The sequence below is a fragment of the Rhodoferax sp. genome, assembly GCF_028714215.1.
Taxonomy (GTDB): Bacteria; Pseudomonadota; Gammaproteobacteria; order Burkholderiales; family Burkholderiaceae_C; genus Rhodoferax.
The window spans coordinates 81,774-104,064 of record NZ_JAQTMS010000005.1 but is presented as its reverse complement, the minus strand read 5'-3'; the positions used below and the strand labels follow the sequence as shown (position 1 = coordinate 104,064).

The following is a 22,291-nucleotide window of genomic DNA, read 5'->3' as shown; positions in this document are numbered from 1 at the left end:
CGTCATTCCTTCAAAGTTGACAGACTAAACAGCCCTGATCGTCATCATCTTCCGGCTCTTCGCCACGGTCTGCTTCCGCAAAAACCTCAGCAAGAGTTGCGTTCTCTTTTCTTGCCGCCTTTCGTTCAATGCGAATGATGTGCTCTCGTTTGATCTGTTCGACGCGTGCAGGTTGTTCCATTTCGACGAGACTTTCGCCCTGACTCCAGGTGAAAAAGTTTCCCGTCTGTTCGTATGGCTTTTCGTACGCCTTCGCCTTGTCGTACAGATCAGGGTGAGTTTCCCTGAGCCGCACCCATTCGATCTTCTGCTGATAGAAACAGAAATAGCAGCCTGACCTGGTGCGTCCCCATTTCGTGTATGGCGGCATCCCGACGCCGGATGTCTGCAGGATTTCTTCAATGTCGCGCAGGATGAGCCCGTCTTCCTTGAATGGGTAGACCGCTTTGATGTTCGGCTTGGTGCTGATGTAACCGCTGCGCTCCTCGTCTGCACGAAGGCCCACGTAGTTAATCACCTCGCTGTCGCCGCAATGTTGTTCAAAGGGCTTGAGCTTCAAGGCGCGCGTGCACCAGCGCCGATGGTTGGAGGGAATCATGCCTCCGTACATCTCATACCAATGGTCAAAACCCACGTCGGCGTTCAAGCGAGTTACGGGCTTACCCAGATAACTAGCGATTCGCTCGAGGTATTCGTAGGTTTCTGGTAGCTCCTTGCGCGTGTCGCTGAAGATGTACTCCATCTCTGGCACTCGGTCTCGCATGTAGATCGCCAAGGCCGCGCTGTCTTTGCCCCCTGAGAGGCTCAGAATATGCCTAACTCGCTTTTCGGTTGCCATTGAAACTCTCCTCTTCTGAGGCATGGGTGACGGGGGCTTGAAGCTCCAGGAGTGCTTGCGCAAGTGCCGACGCCGCGAGTTGCACATTTCCCTTTGTCTCTTTCGCGATCAGATCCATGATGCTGCGCGCCACCGCGCTGGACTCGTCTGATGTTGCCACGAACAGAGTCGATTCTTGGCCACCTGGCATGGTCAGCGTCAAGCCGACAAAGCGCTCGGAAGCTCGAGGTGCCAATCCACGCTCGGTGACCATGCGCATCCACCGTTTGTACCGGCCGCACGATTCGGTGATCTCCTGCGCAAACTTTCCGATGGTCTCGTCGGCCCATGCGTCGAGTGGCCTTTGGACCAAGAGGCTACCAATGGAGTCCAACCATTTCTCATCGGTGAGAGACAGGTCTGTGCACCGCAGGATGAAGCTTTTGAGCTTGATGTCCGCCAGGTCCGAAGCGGTGCCTGCACATTCGGCTTGGAGCTGGTTTCGCACACGGCTCAGAGGGCCTGCGATGGCGAATGCCTTGCTGACCTCAGCAGACATGGCTTCCTGCAATCGGCGATGCGCCATCCCCAGATCTGAAAGCGTGCTAGTCAACCATTCACCGAAGGGCACTTTCACGTTGGCCTGGGCATAGGTTTCCGGGAGGCTCGCAGTGAGCAGCTTGATTGGGTCCTGGGCCTTCTTCAGAACTGACCGCACAAGGCTGGCATCCTTGCCAACACGGCTGGTTTGCACACTGAATTCCGGAAGTCGCGCGTGCCAGCGATACAAGCTCCGCGCCAGCTCCAGGTATGTCAGCTCCCCACCAACCGCACAGCCGATCGCAGTGAAGGTTGCCTGATACTCAAGCAGAAGTTTCCTGCTGTCCGCTCCGCTGGACAGTTCACGCAATTCAAACGTCTGCGGATTCTTGTACATCCGCTGCAGGTGTTCATTGGTCAATTCGAGAATCAGCGACCCTCGTTCGAAGGCCGCGCACCGACTGCGGTGAATCATCAAATACAAGACGATCCAGATGCCAGCTGGTCCTGCTCTTACGCCCAATGGCGGCGCTGCCAGCACCGCCAGGATGTCTGCAAGAGTTGGCGCCCTTGAAGACCGTAGCTCCTGTGAGATCGCAGCCCAGACTTTGGAGATATCTATTGCCGCATCGGCAGTGGGCTCAGCCAGGCTCCAGCGACCGGCCTCCTCGTGCCAGATTCCTGTCTGGCGAAGCAGCGTGTTGTGAATAAGTCGTTCGGGGGGGTACTCGCTAGCTCCGCACAGTTGACCCGCCTTGTCCCCGCTCAATATGAATTCGAACATCCGCTGGCGTGCCAGCACAATGGCCGAAGGCGGCCTTTCCTTGTTGATGAGCTCATTGACGACTGTCGGCGTTTGGTTGTACACCGAATCGAACAGCCAGGAGGCGAGCTGGTTGGCGTTCATGTTTCGACTGTTGGGGATGTGCTGCCCGCCGTACCAATACTCTGGCCCAGGATTTCCTGGCACGGGCATTAGCTGACGCAATACCAACAGGCTGACTTTTTCGGAAACGTCGTGCAGACGACCGGCCACATACTGGCTAGTCCATGGGTCCAGACGTTTGCTGGTGACTTCCCGCTGCACCGCCAGCCAGATGGAGTATTCGGCAAGCGCAGCGCGACTCTCCGGGGTGAGTGACAAACTTCCGCAGATGCTGAGAGTGTCGGCCTCCTCTTTTAGCCGTTGAAGCGTCAGAGCCTCGTCGCTTGAGCCTTCCATGACCAGCACCAATTTGATCCAACCGTCTGGGCGAGCCTCATCGGACTTGAATACCGGCGGTTTGGGCCATTGGGCAGGCGAGCCGACAAGCACACCGACGGTCCGAATCGTGCCGGATCGGTCGTAATGCTTGTTCGCAACGATGAGTCGCTGTGACAGCGCATGCGAAACACCGGAGATGACAAGTTCGTCCTCACCGCTTCTTGCTGCTTTCTCGTAAACGGCCTCAATATTGACCGCATCCGACACCGCGAAGGCATATTCCGCCCTGTTGCGCCGACGTACAAGCAAGCCCTGCTCCACGAGGCCGTCGCAGTGCTTGGATACCGAGGCCTTGGTCACATCGCCGAGCGCGAATGCAACCGACTCTGGCGTAATCGGGACGCCCAGACCTGCGGAAACAAGCTCAAGCACAGCGATGCTCTTGAGAACTCTGACGACTTCGGGATCGAAGGTTTGCCGTTCCATCGAAGCCAGAGCGAAGGCCCATCGACGCTCAGCGCTGAGGTCCCTGAAACGGAGTCCATAGCCACTGGCGAGGAAGTCAAATACCTCGGGCAACCGATACCAGACAGCAGAGTCGACGTCATGGCGATCCGCAAAGTCACGCAGCCCGAGTGGCTCGTTCCCGCGCAGGAACGCATGGAATGACCGTTCGCTTTGGCCGTAGCGTTTCGCCACCACTGCGAGTGCTGCGATGCTGAAAGGATGCAAGGGATAGAGAACCTCCGCACGCTCGAACAGTGCATGGTCGGCTGCGGTCAAGGATCTCAAGGCGCCCAGCTTCTTGGCCGATGCGTACAGCGCCTGCGCTTCACAAACGACCTCGCGGTTCGTGCGGATTGCGGACTTCACCCCGATGGCGTGAGCGGCGAAATGTGCGTAACGCTCGACGGGTTCGTCGAACGGAATTTCATCAAACCGCGACGCCACTTTTTGCCACTCGTCGCCAAGCGACCGGCCCACACCTGCGGCGTAGCTTGCGAAATGCTGGTGCAACATGGCCACGACGGCCAATTTGGCGTCTTCCGGCTGGCAGGCTTGCTCGGCAATCTGTTGCAGCGCGATCAGGTCGCCTGTTTCCGGGTGCAGTGCCGCATGCTCGACAAACTTGCCGACCTCATCGATGAGCAGCAGGACACCATCGAACCCCTCCGCAACCATGGCTTGCGCAAAATCAGCTGCGAGACTACCGGCAACAGAGTTCACCGGCATGCCCCTGTAGATCAACGCTTCGGTATCCAATTGCTTCTTTAGCGCCGACACCGCTTTGCCTTTGCCGAGATGACCCAGTGCCTGACCGATGGCTTGCGCCAGAGCGGCGCCAATGGACACGCGCGCCCCGACGATCGCCAATGGGAAACGGTTGGCCGTCTTGAACAACGGCACGAGCTGAGGCGCACTTTTGATGATCGCCAATGATGCTGCAGGATGCGATTTCCGCCCGCTCAGCAGTTGGGCCAGCATGACACCCAGCGCGGACTTACCGCTGCCATAGGGACCGACGATTTTCCAGGCTCTTTGCGCGTGTTGGTTGGCCAGGCCTTGACCGATCTGCTTCAACGCGCTCGCCGCCGCTGGCGTCAACAAATATTTCTTGACAGCAGATTCGTCGTTTAGATCTCTGTCTAGTGCGATGGATCGCGTGTGGCCGCCGCCCAGTTCAATGCTTTGCAAAATACGATTAGGCATGTGCATAGGCCTCCTCTGCCCGCCGCAGCTGATACTGCGAATCCAGTTTTTTCAAGTTCAGTACAAGGCTTTGGGTGTCGGCCGTATCGACGAATCGGAGCGCACCTTTCAGCGGTCCCGCGCAAAGGGCTTCGACGAATACCCGGAGCTGCTGTTCATCTAGACGGAACACGACCCCCGGGCTGTAGGCTCCTTTGAGCAGGCGGACGAAATCGACCGATAGTTCACCCTGGCCCTCGGCGGTCAGGAAATCGATCAGCGCCATCGCGAACACGCGGTGGGAGAGCCCCATCGGCGCGCGCGGCTCAGTGTTGAAGATGGTCCTCCCATCCTCGCCCTTGACCGCCCGCAGCAGTCCCAGGTCTTGCAACGGCGACCAGGACGTATCGTCGCCGCCACGTTCTTCCTGGTAGTAGGACTGGATGAAGATCGAAGAATGCTGCTCCAGCGTGCTGGCAGCCAGCGGGCGGGCTGCGCCCTCGCCACGGCGACCCAGAGCGGCGACAAGTTGCTTGCGCTCGAACCGGATGAGTTTTCCTTCACCGAAGACCTCGTTCCATGCCGCAAGACCCCCTTCGGTGCATAGCTGCCAGTGAATCAGCCACAAGGATTCCAGCGATTCCAGATACGGATCCCAAGCCTCTGTTCCCCCGAACAGCTTGATCCCGACCGGCCCTGGTTCGTGACCGCCGCCATCGGCCGCCTGCAGCACGCCCGTAGCTTCCGCCCAGAACTGAAGCGACTTGACCATGTTCCGCCCGATGCCCAACGCATTCATTGCGCTTTCTTCGTTGCGCAGCAAAGTGCCGTCTGCCTTTACCGCGCTGTAGACCTTGGGTAACCAGCCGTAACGGCACACAAAGGATTCATGTCCTGAAAATCGATCCACGGTGCTCTTCATTGCGTCCCCAGCGTTTCTTTAGTTCTGCCAACCCTATTCGTCTGGCGATTCATATTTACTGCCCTGATGGCACAGCCAAGAGGTGAGCGAATTTATGTCTATTCATGGTATTAGAGCATCCAGGGTACTTGATCCGATATATACGCAGACTCGTCTTGCAAAAGGAGCGTTGCGCCCCTTGCGGAGTCAAGAAGGAAAATTGGTTTACTGAGAGTCGGCGCGAGATTTTTGTGGGGCATGGTCACGCCGCCTTCTTTCTGAGCACCAACTGGATCATTGCGAACAGGCGATGGAAAAGGTAATCAACATGATCTGCGTCGATCACGGGCTTCTGATTTACTTCGTAGTGCCGAATGAGGTGATCGTTGCCTATTGAGGTCAATTGATGCGCCTCAGCGTCCAGCCGTGCGTACAGGGCAGGTTCCGCTGTCACTGCACTCAGAATAAGGTGGACCGAGTTTTTCTTGTTCGACGGATCTGCCAAAGATTTGAGGCGTTCCCAGCCATCCCACAGTCGTTCCAGCGCTTCCCGTCTGATCAGCGAGTTGGGGTCTGAAAATTTGGTTCGCGCCTCTTCGAGCAGGAGATCCAGGGTGCGCTCGCCGGTGTTGAACGTCGTGCGCCTGAGGGCCAGATCGATGACAGGTGGCAGCACGCGAACGATGCGACCTGTCGGCTGCATCTCGAACGCAAGGCCGTTGCGTCCAAAGTAACGGTTTATCGTGTCACGAAATTCTTCTTGACCGGCTTCTTGGTCAAACGCCAAGTGATGGTGCCTCAGAAAATTGTGATATTCACGCTGGATGGGCTTGGCCGCCATGGCGTGCACGTATGCCACGAAGTCCAGGATGAGGAGTGTGTCTGGCGCGAATGGCTCCCATTGAGAGATGAAGCTCTCTTCCACTTTTTTGGTGGTTTGTAGCGGCCATTCCAGTCCGCGAATTTCTCCGACGACCGCAGCGCCAAAGGCGGCTTCATCACATCCACAAACGGCCTGCCCGTCGGCGCAGCGCTCGGGGAAGCGCTGACCGAATGCACCGCTGTTGATCAAGCCCCGTACCGTGGCGACGATGGCAGCCCACACCACCGGAGTGATCACTTCTTCGGTACGGGCAACAGGCCCGTTTTGGCGGTCGCTGAAATAGTCGATCACGCGGGTTTCCCTGTGCGCGAGGCTGGCTTTGGGGCTGCGGCGTTGATCGCGTCCTGCAAGGCCGCAACGCTGGTCAGCACCGTGTCAAGAGACGGGATGTCGCCGAAGATCATTCCCGACATGGCTGCATAGTCCCGCCCGAGTGCGTCGCGCATCGCGGCGTCGGGGGTTAGCGCAAACGTGCCCACAGCCGCAGAGTCCAGACCCAAGTCCGGGCTGCCGAAGAACAGTCTGGCGTGCGTGGCGCAGTCGATGGCAAGACTGTGATCGGCTTGCCACGCTTGCGCGCCGTCAGCCTGCGCGAGCCGATGGACGTCGTAGTAGTGACGCGATACCCGTTGGCCTTCGTGCCGCAGTTCCTTACGACGCTCGTACCACTGGCGCAGACCGTGGAGGATGATGACCTTGTCCCAGAAGGTTCGTTCCGGTTGTACCGTCGTGACATTGCGGACTGCGAGGTCCAGATCGGCCAAATCGGCCGCCACGTAGGGCGTCACTGTTGCGGCAATGTGGGGATCCGGTGCGGATTTGGCGCCGGCCTCGATCTTGACGGCGGCGCGGATGTAATTGCCCTCGTCAGCCGTAACCACGGGATACCAGAACAGCAGGGTTTGCCCGTCCTTGTCGTCGGGATCTGCCTCCAGCCGGAAACGTCCTCCGGGAATCGCAGTCGCCGCGATTTCGGCGAGCTGCCTGGTCAGCGGCCCCGCGATGTAACCTTGGCAGGCATCGCGGATGGCGTCGAGCCGGGCGCGGCGCTTTTTGCCGCTGAGCCCGTCCAGGTCCGCCGCCTCGACACGCTGGCCCAGGTCATCGCGGAAGACCGTGATGTCGATGTCCTCGGAGAACCGGGAGATGAGCCCGAAGGCCTTCGACAGGGATGTACCGCCCTTGAACAGCAGTCGCGGGCCGCCAGCAGGGAGACCGTTGAACAGCGCGTCCAGAGTCCAGCAGACCCAAAAGTCCTTTTCGACGTTCTGGACAGCGGTGCCCAGGCGCGCCGCAGCGCCTAGGAAAAGATCCCGGCGCTCGGCATCGTTCGCCACGATCACGGCTTGGAAAGCGGGGTTCAAACAACCTCCCCGATCACTCGCTTCGAGCGGGGGCGTTTGGCGCTTCCGCTGGTCTGAGGCCGTTTGAGCACGGTGGCGGTGGCAGTTTTTGGATCGCATCCCGGCAGTTCTCGAACGAGACTTTGCATCCAGGTCGGCAACGTACTGAAGCCTTCCAAGAGGTCCTTGCGTACTGCATTGCCGTGGATCGGATCTGCGAGCAGCTTGCTCAGCTTGCTCAGAATTCGCTGCCGGTCCGTGGCCAAGGTGTCCTTCAACCAGTGCAGAGCCTGCACGACACGCATCGCCGGCCGGCCGGCCCAGTACAAACGGCCGGGGGCTGTCTGCTTGAACTCGATGACGAGGTTGTCCAGCCGGACGGCCCGGCGCCGCGCGTCCGTGTGAATCGTGACGCGGGCGGGCACCGCGTCCGTTAGACCGAGGTCGTTCGCCGCAGTCATGCCGTCAACGAGCAGCCGAAGTTGATCCCGGCGCGCGATGGCGTCCACCACGGCGCGATAGTCCGGACTGGTGGGCCGTTTGGTGAGGCGGTTGATGGTCGGCCTGTCGTACAGCCCCCTGTCGATGCGGCGCAGTTCACCGTCGCGGACCAGGCGTTGCAGCGTCTTGTCGACGGCATCGCGGTTACCGAAAGCAGCGAAGTCCGTCGGCACCCAGACATGGCTAGCCCCGTCGGCTTTGATGAGGGATACGACAGCGGATTTGAGATCGGACATAGTTGTCCGATGTTTGTAGGCGTTTTCTGGACTTTAGGCAAGAGTTTTGTCCGAAACATGTGGCTATTTTTAGACGATGAGATATTTTCCTCCAACTCTGATTTGTCCGAAAGTTGCATAGCTTTTTCGGACAAGACGATTTTTTTAACTCCTCAACCAGGAGGGACAGGCGCGACGACACATCGCAGAGGTCTCTCATAGTCAGGCGAACTGGAGAGCGATCTTCCCACGTACGCAAGGTGATTGTTTCGTCCAACAAGAGCACATCATCTTCTCGATGGCCCACAACGGCTCATGAAATCCCAGTCACAGCCGGATACCACAGACCGGGGTTGAAACGAAACACGGGCTGCGGGCCGGCGATTGCTTACTTTTGAGCCGAGTGGACGGCACCCCCGGCGGAACAGATGGTGGCGAGCCCACGCCGACAGAGAGAAACAGTCTTGAAGTAACGACTCAAGCAGTTCTCAGAGGCAATGACACCCAAGAAAGCTCATCGTGCCCCATGGATACTCAATTGGACCGTGAGTAGATCCGGAGGCAGAAAAACAACACTGAACGCTGGGACTTCGCTGTGCGCTGGCGAGCATGACCAACCATCGTTGCGACAACCTCGTCCGCTACTGTTCCCAAATCGTTCCCAGGCTTGGCATAAAAGACAAAAGGGTTAGCGTGTACTTACACGCTAACCCTCGTCTTTACTGGTGCGGCTGGCAGGAATTGAACCCACGACCCCTTGGTTCGTAGCCAAGTACTCTATCCAACTGAGCTACAGCCGCCAAGCGGGAAATTATAGCAGGAAGCCGGACTGGGTCCCCGCCGCTTCAGTTCAATGCGCTTTGTCCCAGTTCGGTCCCACGCCGACCTCGGCCAGCAAAGGCACTTTCAGATGCGCCACGCCGGCCATCAGGCGCGGGATCTCGGTCCTGAGCCAGCTCACCTCTGACTCGGGCACCTCGAACACCAGTTCGTCATGCACTTGCATGATCATTTTGGTGCCGCGCTTTTCCTCATCCAGCACCTGCTGCACCTTGACCATGCTGAGCTTGATCAGGTCGGCCGCGGTGCCCTGCATCGGGGCGTTGATGGCGGCGCGCTCGGCGCCACTGCGCCGCGGACCGTTGGGAGAATTGATTTCCGGCAGGTACAGACGGCGGCCGAACACGGTTTCCACATAGCCCTTGGCCTTGGCGCTCTGGCGCGTCTGGTCCATATAGTGTTTCACGCCGGGGTAGCGCTCGAAATAGCGTTCTATGTAGTTCTTGGCGGCCGTGTTGTCGATACCCAGGGCGCGCGCCAGGCCATAGGCGCTCATGCCGTAGATCAGACCGAAGTTGATGACCTTGGCGTAGCGGCGCTGCTCGCTGCTGACCTGCGAGGTAGCGACGCCAAACACCTCGGCGGCGGTGGCGCGGTGCACGTCCATGCCATCGTGAAAAGCCAGCAGCAGGGCGGCGTCACCGCTGATGTGGGCCATGATGCGCAGCTCGATCTGGCTGTAGTCGGCGCTGGCAATGACGCAACCCGCCGGCGCCACAAAAGCCTCGCGCACGCGCCGCCCTTCCACCCTGCGCACAGGGATGTTCTGCAAATTCGGATCGTTGCTGGAAAGCCGCCCGGTCACCGCCACCGCTTGCGCGTAATGGGTGTGAACCCGGCCGGTGTTCGGATCGGCCAGTTGCGCCAGCTTGTCGGTGTAAGTGCCCTTGAGTTTGGCCAGGCCCCGGTGCTCCAGAATCTTGGCCGGCAAGGGGTAATCCTCGGCCAGTTTTTCCAGCACTTCCTCATCGGTGCTGGGCGCTCCGGTGGCGGTCTTCTTGACCACCGGCAGACCCAGCTTGGTAAAGAAAATGTCGCCGATCTGCTTCGGGCTGCTCAAATTAAAAGGTTGGCCGGCCAGTTCGTGCGCCTCTTTCTCCAGTTGCACGATGCGGCCCCCCAGTTCGTGGCTCTGCGCCGCCAGGGTCGGCGCGTCGATCAACACGCCGTTGCGCTCGATGCGGTAAAGCGTCTCGCTGCTGGCGATTTCCAACTCGTAGATGAAACGCAATTTGTCGTCGGCCTGCAGCCGGGGCCACAAGACCCGGTGCACGTCCAGCGTCATATCCGAGTCTTCGCAGGAATACTCGGCCGCCTTGGCAATATCGACCTGGTCAAAGCAGATCTGATGCGCGCCTTTGCCGCACAAATCCTCAAAACTGATGCCGCTGCGCCCCAGATGGCGCTCGGCCAGGCTGGCCAGCCCATGCGGCTTGTGCACTTCCAGCACGTAGCTTTGCAGCATGGTGTCGTGGGCATAGCCCTGCACCTCGATACCGTGGTTGGCGAACACATGGCGGTCGTATTTGACGTGCTGGCCCAGCTTCTTTTTGCCGGCATCCTGCAGCCAGGGCTTGAGCCGAGCCAGCACTTCGTCGCGTGGCAATTGCGCCGGCGCATCGGGGTAGCTGTGCGCCAGCGGGATGTAGGCCGCCTCGCCCGGCGTCACGCTGAAGCTGATACCGACAATTTGGGCCCGCATCTCGTCCAGCGACGTGGTCTCGGTGTCCAGCGCCACCAGCTCGGCGGCTTCGATCTTGTGCAGCCAGTGCTCGAAGGCCGGCCAGTCCAGCACGGTGTCGTAATGCACGCTAGCGACGGACGACGCGACCGGGGTCTGGGCCGCTTCAGGTTCGTCGAACAGGCCTGGCTCGCGCGGCTTGGCGGTGCGCGTTGGCGACGCCTCGGCGCCCAGCGTCTTGATCAAGCCTTTGAAACCGTATTTCTCGTAAAAAACCGCCAAACCCTCTGTATTGAGGGTGCCGGTGGCTATGGAATCCAGCGCCGGCAGTTCCGGCACCCAGCCGTTCAGGTCGCAGTCGGTCTTGATGGTGAGCAACTGGCGCCCCAGCGGCAACCAGTCCAGCGTCTTTTTCAGGTTCTCGCCGACCGCGCCCTTGATGGCGTCGGCGTTGGCCACCACGCCGTCCAGCGAGCCGTATTCCTGCAACCACTTGGCAGCGGTCTTGGGACCGACCTTGGGCACACCCGGCACGTTGTCGATGACGTCGCCCACCAGGGTCTGAAAATCCACCATCAAGCGCGGCGGCACGCCGAATTCGGTCTCAACCCCGGCCACATCGCGGCGCTTGCCGTTCATGGTGTCGATGATGGTGATGTGGCTGTTGACCAGTTGCGCCAGATCCTTGTCGCCGCTGCTCACAATCACCTCGATGCCTTGCTGCGCCGCCGTCACGGCCAGCGTGCCGATGACGTCGTCGGCCTCGACACCGGGCACCGCCAGCACCTTCCAGCCCATCAGGCGCACCACTTCATGGATCGGCTCGATCTGGCTGCGCAAATCATCCGGCATGGGCGAGCGATGTGCCTTGTACTGCGGGTAGAGCGCGTCGCGGAAGGTGGGGCCTTTGGCATCGAAGACACAGGCCGCAAAATCGGCCGGCACCTCCTTGCGCAAGCTTTGCAGCATATTGATCATGCCGCGAATGGCGCCGGTGGGCGCGCTGCCGGCATCGCCAGGCACCGCCCGCAAATCGGGCATGGCATGGAAGGCGCGGTACAGGTAGCTCGAACCGTCCACCAGCAGCAGGGTTTTTTTCATTGATTGGGCCTCATTCATGCGCCTATTTTGCCTGTGCCAGGCAGACCCCCCGTGGTTCTACAATCAAACCATGCGCTCTGTCCTGTTTCTTGGTCTTTACCTGTCTGCTGCCAGTCTTGGTTGGGCCCAGTCGCCGGCCCCCGCTGCCAAAGCTTCCGCCCCGCCCATGGCTTCCGGCGCCAGCGTGACGGCGGCCGTGGAAAAACGCGCCGAACGCATTCAGGTAGAGGACAGCGCAGCCCGCATTGACGAGCTGCGGGTCGGCGGCGAGACGCAATCCATCAGCGTGCAGCCCAAAGGCGGCCTGCCGGCCTATCAAATTGCGCCCGACAGCGGCCAGCGCAGCTGGAAAATTCTGAGTTTTTGAGTCATGGCGGTTTACACAGAAGTCTCGACCGAAGAGGTCCGCGCCCTGCTGCAACAACTCAAGCTGGGTGAGTTGAGGGCTCTGCAAGGCTGCTCCGGCGGCATCGAAAACACCAACTATTTCGTGACCGCGCAGCGCGACGCGCAAACCCGCGATTACGTGCTGACCCTGTTCGAGCGGCTGACTTTCGAGCAATTGCCGTTCTACCTGCATTTGATGAAGCACCTGGCCGAGCGCGGCATCCCGGTGCCCAACCCGAGCCCCAACGCGCAGGGCCGCCTGGTGTTGGAGGTCAAGGGCAAACCGGCCGCCGTGGTGAATCGTTTGCCCGGCAAAAACGAGCTCAGCCCCGGCCCCGTGCACTGCGCGGCAGTGGCCGCCATGCTGGCCCGAATGCATCTGGCGGGACGCGACTTTGCGATGACGCAAGCCAATCTGCGCGGCCTGCCCTGGTGGAACGAAACAGTGCCGGTGGTACTGCCCCATTTGAACGCCCCGCAGGCGGCCTTGATCCGCGGCGAGCTGGCCTACCAGAACCAGGTTGCCGCCAGTTCCAGCTATGCCGCCCTACCGCGCGGCCCGATTCACGCCGACCTGTTTCGGGACAACGTTATGTTTGAAGTAATCGACGGCCAACCCCGTCTCAGCGGCTTCTTCGATTTCTATTTTGCCGGTGTCGACAGCTGGATTTTTGATGTTGCGGTGTGCCTGAACGACTGGTGTGTCGACCTCCAGACGGGTGCCCATCAGGCCCGGCGGGCCGACAGTTTCCTGGCCGCCTACCAGTCGGTGCGGCCGCTGGAACCAGCGGAGCGCGAGTTGCTGCCCGCCATGCTGCGCGGCGCCGCCTTGCGCTTCTGGATTTCGCGGCTCTGGGATTACCACCTGCCGCGCCAGGCCAGCATGCTCAAGGCCCACGACCCAGGCCATTTCGAACGGGTACTGCGCGCCCGAGTGACCCAGCCGGACCGGTCCAGCCTGACGGCCAGTTGCCCATGAAGCTCAACCTTGTTCCGGCGCGCACCGGCATTTTGTGGGTCAAGCTGGGGATGCGGACGTTCTTCAAACAGCCCTTGGCACTGGCCGGTCTGTTTTTCATGTTCATGGCCGTGATGACCGTTGCCAGCCAGATCCCCTACATTGGCTTTGCCCTGGCCATGACCCTGCTGCCGGCCGCCACGCTGGGCCTGATGGTGGCGACGCGGGAGGCGATCGATGGCCGTTTTCCGATGCCCATGGTATTGCTGGCGGCGTTTCGCGCCGGTCGACAACAGGCGCGCGCCATGCTGCTGTTGGGCGCCTTGTACGCCGTTGGTTTTCTCGGCGCCATGGCGCTGTCCTACCTGGTCGATGGGGGCAACTTTGCCCGCGTTTATCTGGGCGGCGCAACCCCCAGCCGCGAGATGATGCTGGAGGGCGATTTTCAGGCCGCCATGTGGGTTTTCATCGGCCTGCATCTGCCTCTGTCGTTGATGTTCTGGCATGCGCCGGCGCTGGTGCACTGGCATGCCCTGCCACCGATCAAAAGCCTTTTCTTCAGCCTGGTGGCATGCTTGCGCAATTTCTGGGCCTATGCCGTTTTTGCCCTGATGTGGCTGGCGACGCTGTTGCTGCTGGTGGCCGCCATCACCACGCTGGGCGCGCTGCTGGGCAACCCCGGCCTGGCCGTCGACCTGCTGTTTCCGGCCCTGCTGCTGCTGGCGTCGATGTTTTTTACCTCGCTCTATTTCACCTTCCGCGACAGCTTCCAGCCGCCGCCGCAAGCGCCGCTCTGACGGCGCCACCAGCGGCGCCGCGCAGCGGCCTCACGGCCGTCGCAGCCACAGGTTCCAGTAGCGCACCAGCTCAGCCAGCCCGACCGGCTCGGCCTTGCCCGCCAGTGTCGACAGCAGTTGTGTCGCCTTGTCGCGCTGATCCAATTGGGCGTAGGCCGCCACCAGCCGCAGCCTGGCCAGATCGCTGTTGCGCGCGATGCCCTTGGCCAGTCCCTGTTCCATCTGGGCCAGGCCGCGCTCGGTCTGCCCGAGCTGGAACAAATTGAAGCCGTAATTGAACATCGCCAAGCCATCCGGCAGGGTTTTGGCGCGGGCCACATCCTTCTCCAGGGTGCCGCGGTCTTCCGCCGCCGACCTGGCGATCTTGTCACCCAGGCGCTTCAGATCGCCGGCCTTGTCGGCGCTGCCCAACAGACCCGCGGCGTAGCCCTGCTCCAGCACTTTGGCGGCTTCGATGGCCGAGCCTTCCTGCAAGGCCAACTCGGCCATCTGGCCGTAGTCGCTGCCCTGGCTGAAACCCACGCTGGCCAATTGAAAGCGAAACACATCGAGCTGCAAACGCCCCGCCAACTGGGGCGTGGCCCACAAACGCCCCAACAGGGGTCGCCAATTGGCCTTGCTGGGGTAGTACCGGACCACCATTTCCAGGGCTTTGGCATGGCCGCCGTCGTCCCGCAAGCGACTGCGCGCGTCGGCCAGCAGCAGCAGTTGCCGCTCGCTCGGGGTTTGGCCCAGCGCGCTCGCCTTGCCGATCTCGGCCTCCAGCGCTTGCGCCGCATTGGCGTAGTCCGCGGCCAGGTAATAGCTTTGCGCCAGCAGCCGGTTCATGGCCGGGTCGTCACCCCCGGCCTGGCGGTAACGCACTATCCATGCGCTCGCCTCGGCGTAGTTCTTGGCGTTGTAGTACATGCCGGCAATCACTTGCAGACTGACGACCTTGTCGGCCGGCTTCAACCAGGGTCCCTGGCTCGCCAGCTCATACTGCTGGGCCGCCTGGGCAATGTCACCGGTCGCAACCGCCAGGGCTCCCTTCAAGCGCGCCAGAATGTGCTGCTCATAAGGGGTCTTGTCGGCCACCGCTTCGGCCGCGACCAGTTTGCCGGCTGCCTCCTGGTTCATTTTTTCACCCAACAGACGCTGTGCCTCGCGCAGCAGGAGGCCGATCTCCGGCCGTACCGTCAACTCGCTCTCGCCAGCGACAGCGGCCGAACTGGCGCCGGCCGGATTGGCGGCCTGCTTTGGCGCGCCGCTCTCAGCTTGCGCCCATGCCGGCGGCATCGAGGTTGTCGCCAGAATCGCACCGCACGCCAGTGCACGGCGCACCCACCTTCCCTTTTTAGTCATTTTTACTCCAGTTAAATCCACAGTTCCTCATGTTTTCAGCGCCAGACCACGCCAACGGCGCGCCACAAGCAGCAGACCGGCAATTGATGGCGACCCCAGGCGAACGGGATCACGGCAGCGGCGTCAATTTGGCCACACTCAGTGCCAGCCACTTGACCCCATGGCGCGGGAAGCTGATCTGCGCCCGGGCATCGTCACCGCTGCCCTCCAGGGTTTGCACCGTGCCCTCGCCGAACTTGTTGTGAAACACCTTCATGCCGGCGCGCAGACCCTGCGTGGGAGCCGCTTTTTGCGGCGGCAGGGGGGCGGCGGAAAACCTCGAATAATCGGTGCCGAAGGCGCCTCGGCCGGCCTTGTAACCAGCACCAAAAGCGCCTGAACCGGCAGCCGATCCGGCGTCGAATCCCTGCTTCCTGGGCGTGATCCACTTGAGCGCCGCTTCCGGCAACTCATCAAAGAACCGGCTCCTGAGGTTGTAGCGCGTCTGGCCATGCAGCATGCGGGTTTGGGAATGGCTCAGGTAGAGCCGCTTGCGGGCTCGGGTGATGGCCACGTACATCAGGCGCCGTTCTTCCTCCAGGCCGTCGCGGTCGCTCAGGGAGTTTTCGTGCGGGAACAGGCCTTCTTCCATGCCGGTGATGAAGACGCAATCGAACTCCAGCCCCTTGCTGGAATGCACCGTCATGAGCTGGATCGCGTCCTGCCCGGCCTGCGCCTGGTTGTCGCCCGCTTCCAGCGCCGCATGCGACAGGAACGCCGCCAGCGGCGATTGGGTTTCGCCGGTCTCCAGATCGGGCGCCGGCTCCGGCGCCGCTGCCTGATTCAGGTCCAGGCCTTGCGACGCCGGAGACTGGGTCAGGGCGCGACCCTGTTCATCGAGCGGCAACGCGCCGGCATCCTGACCAAAGTTTTCCAGCGAGACAAAACTCTCCGCCGCGTTGACCAGTTCTTCCAGATTTTCGACCCGGTCGGCGCCTTCGCGGTCGGCCTTGTAATGCTCGACCAAGCCGCTGTGGAGCAGCATAGCCTCGACGATGTCTTTCAGGTTCTGGCCTTGCGTTTGTTCGCGCAGCACGTCAATGCCGGCCAGAAAAGCACCAATATTGGTGCCCGCTTTACCACCCAGACCACTGACGGCGTCGCTCAAGGAACAGCCGCTGGCACGCGCCGCGTCCTGCAACAGTTCCAGGCTGCGCAGGCCGATGCCGCGCGGCGGAAAATTCACCACCCGCAAAAAACTGGTGTCGTCGCGCGGGTTTTCCAGCAAGCGCAAATAAGCCAGTGCATTCTTGATTTCGGCGCGCTCGAAAAAGCGCAAGCCGCCATACACCTTGTACGGTACGCCGGCCGTGAACAAGGCGGTCTCCAAAACCCGGCTTTGCGCATTGCTGCGGTACAGGACGGCGATTTCCTTGCGGGAGAAACCGGCCCCCACGCTTGCCACTTCGTGTGCTTCGCTGCCCCCCGAGGGGGCGCGGCCTTGCTTGGGGCGGCCCGGCGCGGCGGCCCCCACGAGTTCTCGAATTTCGTCCACCAGCCACTGGGCCTCGGCAAAGTCGCTGTTGGCCTCGAACACCCGTACCGGTTCACCGGGGCCTTGCGCGGTGCGCAGGTTCTTGCCCAGGCGCTTGTTGTTGTGGCTGATGAGCTCGTTGGCGGTGTCCAGAATATGGCTGCCGCTGCGGTAGTTCTCCTCCAGCTTGATCTGGTGCTTGACCTTGAACTCGCGCACAAAATCGGCCATGTTGCCGACCCGCGCGCCGCGAAAAGCGTAAATGCTCTGGTCGTCATCGCCCACCGCCAATACACAGCCGGTGGGATTGAAAGCCGACGCATCGTCAATGGAACTGGCGGCGCCGGTGCCGGCCAGCATCTTGATCCACGCATACTGGAGCTTGTTGGTGTCCTGAAACTCGTCGATCAGGATGTGGCGAAAGCGCCGCTGGTAGTGTTCACGAATCGGATCGTTGTCGCGCAGCACCTCGTAGCTGCGCAGCATCAGCTCACCGAAATCGACCACCCCTTCACGCTGGCACTGGTCTTCATAGAGCTGGTAAATCTCGATCTTCTTGCGCGTTTCCTGATCCCGTGCCTCGACCATGTTGGGGCGCAAACCGTCTTCCTTGCAGCCGGCGATAAACCACTGCATCTGCTTGGGCGGATAACGTTCCTCATCCAGCTTGAACTGCTTGTACAAGCGCTTGATGGCGGAGAGCTGGTCCTGCGTGTCCAGGATCTGGAAGCTCTGCGGCAGGTTCGCCAACTTGAAGTGGGCGCGCAAGAAGCGGTTGCACAGACCATGAAAAGTGCCGATCCACATGCCGCGTACATTGAGCGGCAACAGGCTGGACAGGCGCGTCAGCATTTCCTTGGCCGCCTTGTTGGTGAAAGTCACCGCCAGCACGCCGCCGGGTGACACCTGGCCGGTCTGCAGCAACCAGGCAATGCGGGTCGTCAGGACCCGGGTCTTGCCGGAGCCGGCGCCGGCCAGAATCAGCGCGTGCTCGGCCGGCAGGGTGACCGCGGCGGATTGCTCCGGGTTGAGATTTTGCAGCAGCGGGGAATTCCGGGCGAGCCCGTGTGTCGATTCAGAGAACATCCGGCGATTGTAGAAAGCCTGGCCGCCCCGACGGCATCAAAGGATCGGTTCCGGTCCCGGTTTTTGGCGGCCCGACCCAGGTAGCGGAAAAGGCTCAGGCCATTCGGTGGTACCGGCGTCGTCGGTCTGCGTGCCGTGCGCACTGGGCGGCAACTGGGCCAGGTCGATATCCGGGTTATGGGTCGGCGGCTCGGAAGAACTCTGTCGTTCCAGGACGGACAGGTCCAGGTCCAGCATGGGAGGCTCCGGCACTTCCCGGGCAAACAAATCGGCCATGGCGCTTTCCGACAAGGCCGGGAAACTCGATGACACGGAATCCACAAAGTCAAAATCGGCCGACGGGGACTCGCTTGTTTCGGTCGCGGAACTTGATCCTGACGCATTGCCGCGGGCTGCTTCAGCCCCTTGCGATACTGGCGCCAACACAATGCCGCGGGCTATTTCGTGCAGCAGCAGCAGGTCGCGTAATGCCGCCAAATCAAAAGGCTGGTTCAGCTCGGCCCATGGATCCCGGAAAATGCAAGCCTCCATCAGCTCCAGCACTTTGACGGTCGGCCACTGTTCGGCAATGCGGGACAAGACATCGGGATAGGACTCCAGGTCGCGGCCTTCATCCTTGAAGAAAGCAAACTCCGGCACCGTCCCGTTGAACAGCAAATTGAAATCCTGGCAATACTGCTGAAACTCGGTTTTCAGGCCCAGCGAGTGCAGCAGGCTGAGCAAATCCAGATAGACAAAGGGATTGGGCTCTTCACTTTCACTGATTTGCTTCTTCAGCAGTGTCGCCGCCTGATCGGTTTTGCCGAGCGTGACAAAAAACTCGGCCTGTTGGCGTATCTCCGATATCGCCGCCGAGTTCAGGCTGCGCACCAGGCTGGCGTGCTCCGGCGCCGACTGATTGTGGTCTTCTCCTGCAGCCGCGCTGGCCGGCGCAAGACCGGACGGGGCCGCCCGGCCCGCTTCATCCCACAGCGCATCAGGCTTGGACGAATAAGCCGGCTGACTGGCTGACCAGGACGACGCGGCACCGCGCGAATCCTTGGCTTCAGCCCCTTGCTCCGCGGGCTTGCGCGCTGCCAAATCGCTGACGCGATCCACCGGCAAGTGCGAGTCCGGCGGCGCGGTGGCGTCGCTCCACCAATCGAAACCCCCCGGCGTGGCGCGGCGCTGGCGATTCCAAAGCCAGGCCACAGCCGCCAGGCAGGCCACCACCAGGCCGGCCAAGGCATAAATGACAACGCCCGGGAAACGATCCGCCTCGGCCTTCTGCAACCGGGCCTTGAAGTCCGCCAGACTGGCCTCGCTCTTGAGAGCGGAAGCACGCAAAGCCTTGACATCCGCTTCCAGTGTCTGCACTTTCTTGATGTTCAGCAGCGCATCCTCGGACGGCGCGAAGCTCATGAAGGAATCCAGGTTGGCGATGCGGTCCGACAACACTTCCAGGGGGTCGAGTTTCAAGCGCGATTGGCCAACCGGGCGACTCGCCTTGGCTTTGCTGGCGGACAGCGCCGGCCGGGCCGAACTCGGGGCCGCCTTCACCGCCGGCTGCTTGCCGTCAACGGCGCGCCCGGCAACCGCCTTGAGGGTCGCCACCGTCTTCGCTTTGACCGGCGCAACAGTGGCGGCCAGCGGCGCCGCAGAAGCCGTCGCCGCTGGCTTGGCGGAAGCGGCCCGGGGCGGCGTCACATCCGGCTTGGCCGCTGCCGACAGCGCCGCTGCGGAGAGCGTGGGCACTTGGGACGGCGCTGCTTCACTGGCCAAATCGGCCAGCAGCACATAGCGCCGCGTTGTCTGCTGGCCGCAGCCGCTGTGCAAATAGACTGTGACCACCGGCTCGTCGACCGGCGCCGAAGACAAAACCCGGACCCTGGCGCTGCGGCTTTGCGGCTCCGCCTCGACCAGCACACGCACCAGATTGCCATCCTGGCGTGCATCGGCATGGAATACCTCGGCATCGAAACATGAGGCCGAAACCTCCTCCCCTGCATCCAATTGAATCTGCACCGCAAGGTCCAGGGGCTGTCCGATCAACACCGCACCGCGAGCACGGCCCAGCGTCAGCGCGGCACTGCCGAACGCCACGCAAAGCAACGCCAGTCCTACAATTTTGGTTCTATGTTTCAACAAAGCTTTCCCGAGTGACGATTATTCTCTCATGACTCTCCGCCACCCGGTCTACTTTGCGCCCTCGACCAGCCAATGAATCAGCAGGCTGGCGGACTCGCGACTGATGCGCTCATGCGCCTCGATGTGTTCAAGGAACTCACCCTGGTTGTACTTTTCGACAAAATCCTTCTCCGCCGCCGGATTTCCCTTGAGCCGACCCAGCCGCCTGGACAGGCTGTCGAAGGCCGGGGCATCGGCGCGCCGGTAAGCGCCATGGCAAGCGTAGCAGCCCTTGTCCGCCGCCAACTGGGAGCTGGCCTGCGCCGCCAGCGCTGAAAACAGGGCGGCGCCCAGCAAGCCGATGAAGGCGTCGCGCCGCCAGTGAAACAAGACCATTCGAATGCCTTTCAGTTAACCGACCGACGCCATCTTGCCAGCATCAAGCCGGGCTTTCAAGAACCCGCCGGTGCCGTAGCGGGTGACCCGGCTGTAGAAGCGCTCGGTCAGACGTTTCACCATCGCGGAATACTCTTCCACCAACGCCGGCAGGATGCTGAAGCTATCATAGTTCACCACCACCACCACCCGCTCCTCGGGCGTTCGCACCAGCGGTGTCAGCAGGGCTTCCACCATGCGTTCGACCTCGACAATATCGGCCAGCGAATCGATCGCCAGCCCTTCAAAATTGATGAACAGCAGACGATGCTCGCGGTCCAGTTCAAAGCGCTGTGCCAGCGGTGTCGCCAGCAGGCGTTCACGCAAACCCATGGGCTCGGGCGCAAACAGGGCGGCGTCCATCAATTTGAGTTGCGGGCTGATCGCCGGCATGAAATCCATGTGTGCCAGCAGGTCGCGCTCCAGGTCAATGCCCGGCGCAATCTCAATCAACTCCAGGCCACCGCCGCGCTGGGCGTCACCCTGCAGCCGAAACACGCAGCGCTCCGTCACGTACAGCACGCGCTGGCCCCGTCTGAGGGCTTCGCGTCCGCTGAAGGTGCGGTGCTCCACCGCCTTGACGAATTTGCGCGTCCGGCCCTCACGGGCCACCCGCAGCCGACCGCCTTCGACCTGCAGGTCCAGTTCGTCGGCGGTAAAAGTTCCGGCAAACACAACCGTCTTGGCGTTTTGGCTGATGTTGATGAAGCCGCCCGCGCCGGCCAGCCGGCTGCCGAATTTGCTGACATTCAAATTGCCCTCGGCATCGGCCTGTGCCAGGCCCAGCACGGCAATGTCGAGCCCGCCGCCGTCATAAAAGTCGAACTGGTTGGGCTGGTCGATCACCGCCTGGGTATTGACGGCGGCGCCGAAGCTCATGCCACTGGCCGGAATCCCGCCAATCACACCGGGCTCCGCCGTCAAGGTCATCAAGTCGATCATCTTTTCCTCGGCCGCCACACCGGCCACGCCCTCGGGCATGCCAATGCCCAGATTCACCACAGAGTTGGGGCGCAACTCCATGGCCGCGCGCCGGGCAATCACTTTGCGCTCGCTCAGCGGCAGCGCCGCCAGCGTGTCCACCGGCACGCGGATTTCGCCCGAATAGGCCGGGTTGTACTGTTCGGCAAAGGTTTGCATGTGGTGCGCCGGCTCGGTCGCCACCACCACCGCATCGACCAGCACGCCCGGCACCCGGACCTGACGCGGATGCAGGGTGCCGCGCGCCGCCAGGCGCTCCACCTGCGCGATCACGATGCCGCCTGAATTGCGCACCGCCATGGCAATCGCCAGCGCCTCCAGCGTGAGTGCTTCGCGCTCCATGCTGAGGTTGCCGTCCGGGTCCGCCGTGGTGGCCCGAATGATGCCCACCGAAATCGGGAACGCCTTGTAAAACAGATACTCGCGGCCATCGATCTCCATCAGGCGCACCAGCTCTTCCGTGGTGCGCGCATTGACCTTGCCACCGCCAAAGCGCGGATCGACGAAGGTGTCCAGGCCGACATGCGTCAGAGTGCCGGGCTTGCCCGCCGCAATGTCGCGAAACAGATGGGAAATGACACCTTGCGGCAGGTTATAGGCCTCGATCTGGTTGTCCACCGCCAGCTTTTGCAGTGCCGGCACCAGCCCCCAGTGGCCGCCCACCACGCGCCGCACCATGCCCTGGTGGCCAAAATGATTGAGTCCGCGCGTTTTGCCATCGCCCTGCCCGGCGGCGTAGACCAAAGTCAGTTGCGCCGGGGCGCCGCTGCCGGTTTCGGCCTGAGTCGCCAAAAAACGGGCCTCCAGCGCCACCGCAATTCCTTCGGCGAAGCCGACGCCGACAAACCCCCCGGTGGCCACCGTGTCGCCGTCATGGATCAGGCGCACCGCTTCGGTGGCCGACACCACCTTGTTGCGCCGGGTCCCCGGACCGACATGCTCATTGACATCGAAATTGGTATGCATAAG

15 protein-coding genes and 1 tRNA gene are annotated in these 22,291 nt (G+C 61.6%); 3 read left to right on the top strand and 13 right to left on the bottom strand.

Translation table 11 applies throughout. The features are described from left to right. Positions 1-10 precede the first annotated feature (10 nt). The 8 genes from PHS32_RS03905 to polA form a co-directional block, all read right to left on the bottom strand. Positions 11-838: a phosphoadenosine phosphosulfate reductase family protein gene (locus PHS32_RS03905; RefSeq protein ID WP_301077516.1), complete on the bottom strand. Its 828-nt coding sequence runs from the start codon at positions 836-838 to the stop codon at positions 11-13. Then, positions 816-4,271 (bottom strand): hypothetical protein, encoded by a 3,456-nt coding sequence (locus PHS32_RS03900; RefSeq protein ID WP_301077515.1) that lies wholly within the window; start codon positions 4,269-4,271, stop codon positions 816-818. Before PHS32_RS03900 ends, PHS32_RS03905 begins: the two co-directional genes overlap by 23 nt. Beyond that, entirely contained in the window at positions 4,264-5,172 is a 909-nt protein-coding gene (locus tag PHS32_RS03895) for a DUF4007 family protein (RefSeq protein ID WP_301077514.1), read from the bottom strand. Before PHS32_RS03895 ends, PHS32_RS03900 begins: the two co-directional genes overlap by 8 nt. Before the next feature lie 241 nt (positions 5,173-5,413). Next, entirely contained in the window at positions 5,414-6,325 is a 912-nt protein-coding gene (locus PHS32_RS03890) for an AbiJ-NTD4 domain-containing protein (RefSeq protein WP_301077512.1), read from the bottom strand. Next, positions 6,322-7,398, bottom strand: coding sequence for a nucleotidyl transferase AbiEii/AbiGii toxin family protein (locus tag PHS32_RS03885; RefSeq protein ID WP_301077511.1), 1,077 nt, complete (start codon positions 7,396-7,398; stop codon positions 6,322-6,324). Before PHS32_RS03885 ends, PHS32_RS03890 begins: the two co-directional genes overlap by 4 nt. Next, positions 7,395-8,114 (bottom strand): DUF6088 family protein, encoded by a 720-nt coding sequence (locus tag PHS32_RS03880; RefSeq protein WP_301077510.1) that lies wholly within the window; start codon positions 8,112-8,114, stop codon positions 7,395-7,397. Before PHS32_RS03880 ends, PHS32_RS03885 begins: the two co-directional genes overlap by 4 nt. Positions 8,115-8,816: 702 nt before the next feature. Further along, positions 8,817-8,893, bottom strand: a tRNA-Arg gene (locus PHS32_RS03875). 50 nt (positions 8,894-8,943) lie between these two features. Then, on the bottom strand, positions 8,944-11,715 hold the full coding sequence (gene polA / locus PHS32_RS03870) for a DNA polymerase I (protein WP_301077509.1): 2,772 nt from the start codon (positions 11,713-11,715) through the stop codon (positions 8,944-8,946). Between the two features lie 70 nt (positions 11,716-11,785). Between polA and PHS32_RS03865 the strand changes: the two genes are divergently transcribed. Genes PHS32_RS03865 through PHS32_RS03855 form a run of 3 tightly spaced genes read left to right on the top strand, consistent with a single transcriptional unit; the run spans position 11,786 to position 13,857 of the window. After that, entirely contained in the window at positions 11,786-12,082 is a 297-nt protein-coding gene (locus tag PHS32_RS03865; protein WP_301077508.1) for a hypothetical protein, read from the top strand. Between the two features lie 3 nt (positions 12,083-12,085). Continuing rightward, entirely contained in the window at positions 12,086-13,081 is a 996-nt protein-coding gene (locus PHS32_RS03860) for a homoserine kinase (RefSeq protein WP_301077507.1), read from the top strand. Beyond that, complete coding sequence (locus PHS32_RS03855; protein WP_301077506.1) at positions 13,078-13,857, top strand: BPSS1780 family membrane protein; 780 nt, start codon at positions 13,078-13,080, stop codon at positions 13,855-13,857. Before PHS32_RS03860 ends, PHS32_RS03855 begins: the two co-directional genes overlap by 4 nt. Positions 13,858-13,887: 30 nt before the next feature. Here PHS32_RS03855 and PHS32_RS03850 read toward each other — a convergent pair whose 3' ends face one another. From PHS32_RS03850 to PHS32_RS03830, 5 genes are all read right to left on the bottom strand, one after another. Continuing rightward, a complete protein-coding gene (locus PHS32_RS03850; RefSeq protein ID WP_301077505.1) occupies positions 13,888-15,201 on the bottom strand; it encodes a hypothetical protein in 1,314 nt (437 codons plus the stop codon). A 109-nt stretch (positions 15,202-15,310) separates the two neighbouring features. After that, positions 15,311-17,800, bottom strand: a complete 2,490-nt coding sequence (locus tag PHS32_RS03845; protein ID WP_301077504.1) for a UvrD-helicase domain-containing protein — start codon at positions 17,798-17,800, stop codon at positions 15,311-15,313. Positions 17,801-17,836: 36 nt separating this feature from the next. Further along, positions 17,837-19,924, bottom strand: a complete 2,088-nt coding sequence (locus tag PHS32_RS03840; protein ID WP_301077503.1) for a hypothetical protein — start codon at positions 19,922-19,924, stop codon at positions 17,837-17,839. A gap of 51 nt (positions 19,925-19,975) precedes the next feature. Beyond that, positions 19,976-20,302: a hypothetical protein gene (locus tag PHS32_RS03835; protein WP_301077502.1), complete on the bottom strand. Its 327-nt coding sequence runs from the start codon at positions 20,300-20,302 to the stop codon at positions 19,976-19,978. Positions 20,303-20,317: 15 nt separating this feature from the next. Further along, on the bottom strand, positions 20,318-22,288 hold the full coding sequence (locus PHS32_RS03830) for an acyl CoA:acetate/3-ketoacid CoA transferase (RefSeq protein ID WP_301077501.1): 1,971 nt from the start codon (positions 22,286-22,288) through the stop codon (positions 20,318-20,320). Between the last annotated feature and the right edge of the window lie 3 nt (positions 22,289-22,291).

Coding starts and splice junctions, on each gene's coding strand:
- PHS32_RS03850 (WP_301077505.1), bottom strand. CDS start 15,201: ATGACTAAAAAGGGAAGGTGGGTGCGCCGTGCACTGGCGTGCGGTGCG.
- PHS32_RS03855 (WP_301077506.1), top strand. CDS start 13,078: ATGAAGCTCAACCTTGTTCCGGCGCGCACCGGCATTTTGTGGGTCAAG.
- PHS32_RS03830 (WP_301077501.1), bottom strand. CDS start 22,288: ATGCATACCAATTTCGATGTCAATGAGCATGTCGGTCCGGGGACCCGG.
- PHS32_RS03835 (WP_301077502.1), bottom strand. CDS start 20,302: ATGGTCTTGTTTCACTGGCGGCGCGACGCCTTCATCGGCTTGCTGGGC.
- PHS32_RS03880 (WP_301077510.1), bottom strand. CDS start 8,114: ATGTCCGATCTCAAATCCGCTGTCGTATCCCTCATCAAAGCCGACGGG.
- PHS32_RS03895 (WP_301077514.1), bottom strand. CDS start 5,172: ATGAAGAGCACCGTGGATCGATTTTCAGGACATGAATCCTTTGTGTGC.
- PHS32_RS03845 (WP_301077504.1), bottom strand. CDS start 17,800: ATGTTCTCTGAATCGACACACGGGCTCGCCCGGAATTCCCCGCTGCTG.
- PHS32_RS03900 (WP_301077515.1), bottom strand. CDS start 4,271: ATGCCTAATCGTATTTTGCAAAGCATTGAACTGGGCGGCGGCCACACG.
- PHS32_RS03865 (WP_301077508.1), top strand. CDS start 11,786: ATGCGCTCTGTCCTGTTTCTTGGTCTTTACCTGTCTGCTGCCAGTCTT.
- polA (WP_301077509.1), bottom strand. CDS start 11,715: ATGAAAAAAACCCTGCTGCTGGTGGACGGTTCGAGCTACCTGTACCGC.
- PHS32_RS03860 (WP_301077507.1), top strand. CDS start 12,086: ATGGCGGTTTACACAGAAGTCTCGACCGAAGAGGTCCGCGCCCTGCTG.
- PHS32_RS03905 (WP_301077516.1), bottom strand. CDS start 838: ATGGCAACCGAAAAGCGAGTTAGGCATATTCTGAGCCTCTCAGGGGGC.